Raw genomic sequence first — 8877 nt, 5'->3', positions numbered from 1 at the left:
TCACAAGTATGTGGAAAAGAGAGAATAAAAATCCACTGATCTTTGAAATAAAATTTCACTTTTGCATTATCCACAAATTCATGTGGGTTCAAACTTAGCGATACATCAGTATTTCTGCCGAGGAGTATTCACTTATGCACAGGGTGTTTATTATATTCTGAACAGGGTGTGAATTGTGCATAACTCTGAGAATTATCTTGTTGATAAAAAAGCACGCAAAAATATATATCCAAGATATCCACAAAATATAATTTAAAAATAACTTTAAAAAAGCTTTTCTTTTTAGGAAAATTTTGATAAAGACTTGGTTTTTAGGCGTAAATATGCTATTCTATCTTAGAAATTGTGCTTATTAAGCATTGAAAAACGGAGGTGCAACATTAATGTCAACTAAGAGAACTTACCAACCTAAGAAGCGTCACCGTTCACGCGTTCATGGTTTTATGAAGCGTATGGCTACAGCAAACGGCCGTAAGGTTTTAGCAAGACGCCGTAAAAAGGGTAGAAAAGTCTTATCTGCTTAAGCCACTGAAGCTCAGTGGTTTTTTTAATTTAAGTAAGGATGAACTAGATTGAGAAAAAGCTACCGTGTAAAAACTGAGAGAGACTTTCAAAAAGTTTTTAAAGAAGGACAGTCAATGGCTAATAGAGGCTTTGTTGTCTATACTTTGCCCAAAGAAAAACAAAAGCATTTTCGCGTTGGAATTTCTGTTGGGAAAAAAGTGGGTCATACGGCGGTAGCACGTAATCGCCTCAAACGGTTCATTCGTGCTACACTGACAGAACTTAAGCCAGAGATAAGGTCTGATTTAGACTTTTTAGTAATCGCTAGGCCTTATGCAAGAGATTTTGACATGGAACGAACCAAAAAGAATCTTATTCATGTCTTAAGGCTAGCTAAAGTCTTATCAAACGAAGAGACGGAAACTGAGGAAAAGTAGAGTGAGAAATCATTTATCTAAGAAAAATTGGAAACTGATTCTATTAGGTCTAGGAATGCTAACCTTAGCTTTAGTAGTTACAGGTTGTGCATCTACTAATGGATCAAGTGTTGCTCCTATTTCTCATACTAGTGGCAATTGGTGGGATCGGTATATTGTTTACTATATTTCCCAATTTATTCTTTGGATTGCAAGTTTAGTTCGTGATTCCTATGGTTGGGCAATCATTATCTTTACTATTATAGTAAGAATAATCTTATTACCATTGAATGCCATTTCTATTAAGAGCATGGCTAAGCAACAAAAAGTGCAACCACAGATGGATGCATTGCGTAAAAAGTATCCTGGTAAGGATGTTGAGTCACGTCAAAAGCTGCAAGAAGAAACTAGTAAGTTGTATAAAGAAGCCGGTATTAATCCGTATACTGGATGTTTGCCGATGCTAATTCAGTTACCAGTTATGTATGCCTTGTATCAAGCAATTTGGCGGACTCCACAGTTGCAAAATGGTCGGTTTTTGTGGATGGATTTGGGGCGTCCCGATCCATATTACATCATGCCTGTTTTGGCAGCTGCATTTACTTTTATAAGTACGTATATTAGTCAAATGTCAACGCCTCAATCCTCACAAAATGGAATGACTAAGGGAATGACATACTTAATGCCTCTTATCATTGGGGTTTCAGCAATTGGTATCCAATCTGCGATCTCACTTTACTGGGTGATTTCAAACTTATTCCAAGTAGTTCAAACCTTCATTTTGCAAAATCCATTCAAGTATCAACGTGAATTGGAAGAGCAAAAGAAGGTAGAACGTGAACGTGAACGTAAAGTTCGTCGTGTATACAAACGTTTAGGACGTAAAAAACAAAAATAAATTATCTTTAAATTGTTAAGATAAAGTAGTCAAAGTGCTTTATCCATCATTGTTTTTATAGTGGTGGAGTGGGCACTTTTTTTATTTAATTATTTATGTAGGTGAAAAATGGCACAAGTATTAACGCAATTTGATACAATCGCTGCAATTTCTACTCCTATTGGCGAAGGAGGAATTTCAATTGTTCGTCTATCTGGTGAAGATGCAGTAGCGATTGCGAATAAGCTTTTTAAGGGAGCAGATTTAACTAAAGTTCCTACGCATACAATTCACTATGGACATATTGTTGATCCAAAAACGCAGGAAGTTGTCGATGAGACGATGGTCAGTGTGTTGCGTGCGCCGAAAACTTTTACTAGAGAAGACATGGTAGAAATAAATTGTCATGGGGGAATGATTGTTACCAACGATATTTTGCAATTGCTTTTGGCCAATGGAGCCAGGATGGCAGACCCAGGTGAATTCACTAAACGTGCGTTTATGAATGGCCGAATTGATTTAACTCAAGCTGAATCAGTAATGGACATTGTTAGAGCTAAAACTGATAAATCTCGCCAAGTTGCGATGACTCAACTAGCTGGTGGCTTGCTAGAAAAAATCAAGACGATGCGCCAAGAGCTGCTCGATACAATGGCTCATGAAGAAGTTAATATTGATTACCCAGAATATGATATGGACGATTTAACTTCTCAGGAAATGAAAAAGAAAGCACAAGAAGTTTCAAAACAAATTGAGCAGTTACTTCAAACAGCTCAAGAAGGCAAAATTATCCGTAATGGCTTAGCAACTGCAATTGTCGGTAGACCAAACGTTGGAAAATCATCGCTCTTGAACTATTTAACTCAAGATGATAAAGCGATTGTAACCGATATTGCTGGAACTACTAGAGATACGCTTGAAGAGTATGTTTCTGTTAAGGGTGTTCCACTTAAGCTGATTGATACCGCTGGAATTCACCACACAGAAGATAAAGTTGAGAAAATTGGCGTTGAACGTTCTAAGAAGGCTATTAAGGAAGCTGACCTAGTTCTTTTGCTCCTTGACGCAAGTCAAGATTTAACAGCTGAAGATAAGAGATTATTAGATTTGACTGCAAATAAAAAGCGGATCATTATTTTGAATAAACAGGACTTAGGTACGAAAATTTCCCAGGAAATGATCAAAAACCTTACCGATAATCCTATTATTGTAACGTCGATCTTAAAACAAAAGAATATGGATGCACTTGAGAATGCTATTGAGAAATTATTCTTTAGCGGAATAGAAAATTCTCAAAATCAAATTTTGGTAACGAATCAACGACAAGCTGGATTATTAGCTAAGGCAAAACAGTCTTTAGAGGATGTAATTAGCGGAATTAATGATGCTATGCCTTTAGATTTGGTTCAAATTGATCTAAAAAATGCTTGGGATACTTTAGGTGAAATTACTGGTGAAAGTGCACCTGACGAATTAATTACACAGTTATTTAGTCAATTCTGTCTTGGAAAGTAGGATGAAAATGAAAACGTACGAATCAAACGAGTATGACGTTATTGTTGTGGGAGCTGGACATGCTGGGGTTGAAGCGGCTTTAGCGGCAGCTCGTATGGGAGAAAAAACCCTTCTTTTAACTATTAATTTAGATATGGTGGCATTTATGCCATGTAATCCATCAGTTGGTGGCCCAGCAAAGGGAACCGTTGTGCGTGAAATTGATGCACTTGGCGGAGAAATGGGTAAGAATATTGATGCGACTTACATTCAGATGAGAATGCTTAATACGGGAAAAGGGCCTGCAGTTAGAGCTTTGCGTGCACAGGCAGATAAGTGGCAATATCATGAACATATGAAAGATACCATTGAAAATGAACCTAATTTAACTTTGCGGCAAGCTGTTGCAGATGAATTAATCGTTGAGGACGGAGTATGCAAAGGGTTAATAACTAATACTGGTGCAAAATATCATGCTAAAAGCGTAGTTTTAACCACTGGAACAGCTGCAAGAGGGAAAATTATTATTGGAGAATTAACTTATTCTTCAGGACCTAACAACTCTTTGCCATCAATTAAATTGCCTGAAAATCTTGAAAAATTAGGCTTTAAATTACGTCGTTTTAAGACTGGTACTCCTCCACGTGTTGATGGTAATACAGTTGATTATTCAAAGACTCAGGAAGAGCCTGGCGATAAGGAACCGAGACATTTTTCTTACACAAGTAAAGATAGTGACTACTTAAAAGGTCAAATGTCTTGCTATATGACATATACCAATACTGTCACTCACGATATTATTAGAGCTAACCTTGACCGAGCACCAATGTTTTCTGGAGTTATTAAAGGCGTAGGCCCACGTTACTGTCCTTCAATTGAAGACAAAGTAGTCCGCTTTGCAGATAAAGATCGTCACCAAATTTTCTTAGAACCAGAGGGACGCAATACTAAAGAAATCTACGTAGGAGACTTTTCTACATCAATGCCTGAAGAAGTACAATTACAGATGCTTCATAGTGTTGCTGGGTTAGAAAAAGCAGAATTAATGCGTCCAGGATATGCTATTGAATATGATGTCATTGAGCCTTGGCAATTAAAGCACACGTTAGAAACTAAGAATATTGAGCATCTCTTTACTGCTGGCCAAATGAATGGAACTTCAGGCTATGAAGAAGCTGCTGGACAAGGTTTAATTGCTGGAATCAATGCTGCTTTGAGTGCTCAAAATAAGCCTGGCTTTACTTTACAAAGAGACGAAGCTTATATTGGTGTCTTGATCGATGATTTAGTAACTAAGGGAACTAATGAGCCATATCGTCTACTTACAAGTAGGGCAGAGTATCGTCTTCTTCTTCGTCATGATAATGCCGACTTACGTTTGACTGAAAAGGGGCATAAGTTAGGCTTGATTTCAGAAGAGCGCTATGCAAAATTTGAAGCAAAAAAGCAGGCTATTTCCCGGGCAATGGCAGCTATTAAAAAAGTTACAATTCATCCAACTGATGAAGTACAAGAATATTTGGCTAGCGTCAAGCAGGACCGTTTGAATGCAGGAGTTAGCGGAGCAGACTTTTTGAAGCGTCCCCGCGTCACTTTTGATGCCGTTGAAAAATTAAGTGGTCAAACTTTAGCTACTGATCGTTATGTCAAAGAACAAGTGGAAATAGCATTGAAATATGAAGGCTATATTAAAAAAGAAAAGACTTTGGTTGATCGGTTACATCGATTAGAGTCAAAGAAAATACCAGTAGATATTGACTATAATGCAATTCCAAGCTTGGCTACTGAAGCACGTCAGAAATTCGAAAAAATTCGTCCTGAATCTATTGCTCAAGCTGAAAGAATTTCTGGGGTTAATCCAGCTGATTTAGCAATTTTAACTGCTTATATTCAACAAGGAAGAATTGCTAAAATAAAGAAATAAATAATAATTGAATCAAAGCAAAAAAATTTTTAAAAGTTTTTTTGCTTTTTTTGTTGAGTATGATCACTTAATCACACTTTAAAATTGTGTTTTACCGATAAGTTAAGCAAAAAGGTAAATAGTTTGTGAAATAATTATTTTTGAGTATGCTCTAAATATTGATATATCAGTTATGGCAAACGCTTTCAATTAGTTAATAAATGTGCTTTAATCAAGGTGTAAGAAAAATCATTAAGGAGATGCTTATAGACTATGACGAAAATTAGTGGTTCAGATGCAATGTTCCAAGTTTTGTATGACTGGGGAATTGACCATATATACGGTTTCCCAGGTGGTTCATTTGACTCAACAATGAACGCAATTCATAACTGGAGAGATAAGATAAAATTTATTGAAGTAAGACATGAAGAAGCTGGTGCTTTAGCAGCTTCTGCTGAATATAAGATTAGTGGCAAAGTTGGAGTTTGCTTTGGTTCTGCTGGTCCTGGTGCAGTTCACCTAATGAATGGACTTTATGATGCAAAATATGATAAGACTCCAATGGTTGCTATTGTTGCTAACGTTCCAACAAGCCGTCAAGATATTGACTTCTTCCAAGCTTTTGATGAAAAGCCATGGTTTGATCCTGTTGCTGTTTGGAATCACCAAGCAAAAACAGCTGAATCAATTCCAGTTTTGATGGATGAAGCAATTCGTCAAGCTTATCAAAGAAAAGGTCCAGCAGTTTTAATCTTACCTAAGGACTTTGGTTGGGATAAAATCGAGGATAATTTCCGCAACAATGCTGCAGCGCATAAAGTTGTACCTAACTTCCCAGCACCTCGTAAGGAACAGGTTGATAAGGCGCTTGAATTAATTAAAAATGCTGAAAATCCAATTGTTTACTTTGGTCATGGTGCTGAAGATGCTAGTGCGGAACTGAAAGAATTTTCTGATAAATTCAAGATGCCACTAGTTTCATCAGTTCTAGGAAAAGGAATTGTTGAAGATGAATTTCCAGCATATATGGGTTCAATTGGTCGTGTTGGTGCTAAGCCAAGTAACGATATTCAAACTCATGCTGATTTAGTTGTTTGGGTTGGTAATAATTCACCATTCTCAGTCTTCTTCTTTAACCCTAATGCAAAAGTAATTCAAATTGATATTAATTCTGAGAGATTAGGTAAACGCCATGCAGTAACTGTTCCAATGTTAGCTGATGCTAAGAAGACTTTACGTGCTTTAATTGAAGCAGGTGAAAGTCGTCCAGAATCTCCATTGTATAAGGCAGCTCTTGCTGACCGTGAAAACTGGGAAGCTTGGCTTGAAAGCTTTAATGATTCAGATGAAATTCCAATGCGAGTTGAACCAATTTTTGATGTCATCAACAAAAAAGCAGCTGACGATGCAGTATTTGCAGTAGATGTTGGTAACGTAAACATTAACTTTGATCGTCTAATGCACTTGCACGGTGATCAAAAATGGACTACTTCAGGACTCTATGCAACTATGGGTTATGGTGCTCCAGCTTCTCTTGCTGCATCAACTATTTATCCAAACCGTGAAGTTTGGAACCTAGCTGGTGATGGTGGCTTTGCTATGATGAACCAAGAGCTTTTGACCCAAGCACGTTACAACATGCATGTAATTAACGTAGTCTTCACTAATGAAACTTTAGGCTACATTGAAGCTGAACAAGTTGATGAATCACATCAACCATTATCAGGTGTAAAGCTTCCTGATAACGATTGGGCAATGAGTGCTGAAGGTATGAATGTAAAGGGCTTTACTGTTCGCAATAAGAGAGAATTTGAAGATGCAGTAACAGCTGCTCAACAAATGGAAGGCCCAGTTCTAATTGACTGTAAGATTACTCATGATATGCCATATTCAACTGAGTTGAATACTTTGGATGATCCAGCATTCGTTGCTAAGTATGATGCCCAAGCTTTGAAACCATTTAGTTACTTTGCTGGCAAGTATGGTGTTGAAGCAGATGCCGCATCAGGTGCTTCTGAACACACTGAGGCAGAACCAGTCGAAGCAGAGGAAGATGCTTCATCAGGCGCATCACGTCATTAATTTCCTAGGAAATAATTAAATAAAGAGTTCACATAGTTGAACTCTTTATTTTTTTGATAAAAAGTAAGCAAAATTGTGCGAAATTTGCAATAAAAAAGTATACTAGTAGATGAAGAATTTTATTAAATATGTGGAGGCAAAAATATGCAACAATTTGGGGTTATTGGCTTGTCCGTTATGGGTAAAAACCTTGCCTTAAACGTTAAGAATCATGGCTACTCTGTCTCTGGATTTTCAATTGATAAACCAGAGGTTGATGCTTTAGCAAAATATGAAGATAAAGATTTAAAGCCTACTTATACTTGGGAAGAGTTTGTAAATTCATTAGAAAAGCCACGTAAGATCTTAATTCAAATCATGGCTGGTAAACCAGTTGATGAGACTTTACAAAAATTATTGCCTCTTTTAGATAAGGGCGATATTTTAATTGATGGTGGTAACTCTAATTTCCATGATACTAATCGTCGTTATGAAGAAATGGAAAAACATGGCATTCACTTTATCGGAATGGGTGTATCTGGTGGTGAAGAAGGTGCCTTAAATGGCCCAGCTTTAATGCCAGGTGGCGATGAAAAGGCTTATGAAGAAGTATCACCAATTCTTGAAGCAATGGCTGCTAAGACTCCAACTGGTCAACCATGTGTTGGCTACATTGGGCCAGCAGGAAGTGGACACTATGTAAAGATGGTTCACAACGGTATTGAATATGGTATTATGCAAATTATTTCTGAAGTATACGATGTTTTACGTACTGTTGGTCATTACTCAAATGATGAAATGAGTGAAATTTTCAAGAATTGGGATAAGGGAGCTCTACAAGCTTACTTAATTGAAATTACTGCGAAAGTATTAAAGCAAAAAGATAATTTAACTGATGACCACATTATTGATCATATTTTAAATGAAGCCTCTTACAAGGGAACTGGTAACTGGATGCTTGAAGATGCAATTCGTCTTGGCGCTCCAATTACTGTAATTGCGGAAGCTGTTCTTGCACGCTTTATGTCGAAAGCAACTTTGAGAGATGATCCTGAACCAAAGATTGATCCAGAAAAGGCTCCAAAAGATTTAGTTGATCAACTTGCGAAAGCTTTATATTTAGCAATGGCTGTTTCATATGGACAAGGATTTGAGCAACTAACAATGGCTGCAAAGGCTTATAATTGGCGCTTGCACTACTCAACTATCGCTCAAAATTGGGAAGCTGGATGCATTATTCGTTCACAAATGCTTCATGATATTAAGTTTGCCTATAATGCTGATAAAGACTTACCAAACTTATTCAAGGCTCCATTTTTCGATAAGGTAAAGAAAGAAAATATTAGTGCTTTAAGAGAAGTTGTTAAAATTGCTGCTGATGCAGGTGTACCAACTCCAACTCTTAGCGCAGCTTTGAACTACTTAGAATCTATCTTTAACCCACGTTTGCCTCAAAATATGATTCAAGGTCAACGTGATTACTTTGGTGCTCACACTTACCAAAGAAATGATCGTCCAGGTACTTTCCATACTGAATGGTACGAAGAAAAATAATAATGTTTCACATGAAACTAAAAAGTCACTACATTAGTAGTGGCTTTTTGCGTTAAAATAATATTTAT

General features: G+C 37.0%; 7 protein-coding genes. All 7 read left to right on the top strand.

Translation table 11 applies throughout. The features are described from left to right. The first annotated feature begins 383 nt into the window (after positions 1 to 383). The gene (rpmH, locus tag LpgJCM5343_RS09425; RefSeq protein ID WP_003648141.1) at positions 384 to 524 is read left to right on the top strand and encodes a 50S ribosomal protein L34; all 141 of its coding nucleotides are present in this window, start codon (positions 384 to 386) and stop codon (positions 522 to 524) included. Positions 525 to 572: 48 nt separating this feature from the next. Further along, complete coding sequence (gene rnpA, locus LpgJCM5343_RS09420; protein WP_003648142.1) at positions 573 to 941, top strand: ribonuclease P protein component; 369 nt, start codon at positions 573 to 575, stop codon at positions 939 to 941. Position 942: 1 nt separating this feature from the next. After that, positions 943 to 1818, top strand: coding sequence for a YidC/Oxa1 family membrane protein insertase (locus LpgJCM5343_RS09415; protein WP_003649735.1), 876 nt, complete (start codon positions 943 to 945; stop codon positions 1816 to 1818). A 108-nt stretch (positions 1819 to 1926) separates the two neighbouring features. Then, positions 1927 to 3312 (top strand): tRNA uridine-5-carboxymethylaminomethyl(34) synthesis GTPase MnmE, encoded by a 1386-nt coding sequence (mnmE, locus tag LpgJCM5343_RS09410; RefSeq protein WP_003656895.1) that lies wholly within the window; start codon positions 1927 to 1929, stop codon positions 3310 to 3312. Positions 3313 to 3319: 7 nt separating this feature from the next. Continuing rightward, positions 3320 to 5215 (top strand): tRNA uridine-5-carboxymethylaminomethyl(34) synthesis enzyme MnmG, encoded by a 1896-nt coding sequence (gene mnmG, locus LpgJCM5343_RS09405; protein WP_101891011.1) that lies wholly within the window; start codon positions 3320 to 3322, stop codon positions 5213 to 5215. A 252-nt stretch (positions 5216 to 5467) separates the two neighbouring features. Beyond that, a complete protein-coding gene (gene spxB, locus LpgJCM5343_RS09400) occupies positions 5468 to 7276 on the top strand; it encodes a pyruvate oxidase (RefSeq protein ID WP_113532474.1) in 1809 nt (602 codons plus the stop codon). 144 nt (positions 7277 to 7420) lie between these two features. Then, positions 7421 to 8809, top strand: coding sequence for an NADP-dependent phosphogluconate dehydrogenase (gndA, locus tag LpgJCM5343_RS09395; protein ID WP_035422985.1), 1389 nt, complete (start codon positions 7421 to 7423; stop codon positions 8807 to 8809). Positions 8810 to 8877 lie beyond the last annotated feature (68 nt).

Source organism: Lactobacillus paragasseri (assembly GCF_003584685.1).
GTDB classification, from domain to species: domain Bacteria; phylum Bacillota; class Bacilli; order Lactobacillales; family Lactobacillaceae; genus Lactobacillus; species Lactobacillus paragasseri.
Note: the sequence above shows the minus strand (reverse complement) of the source record. Positions and strands in the feature narration are given on the sequence as shown.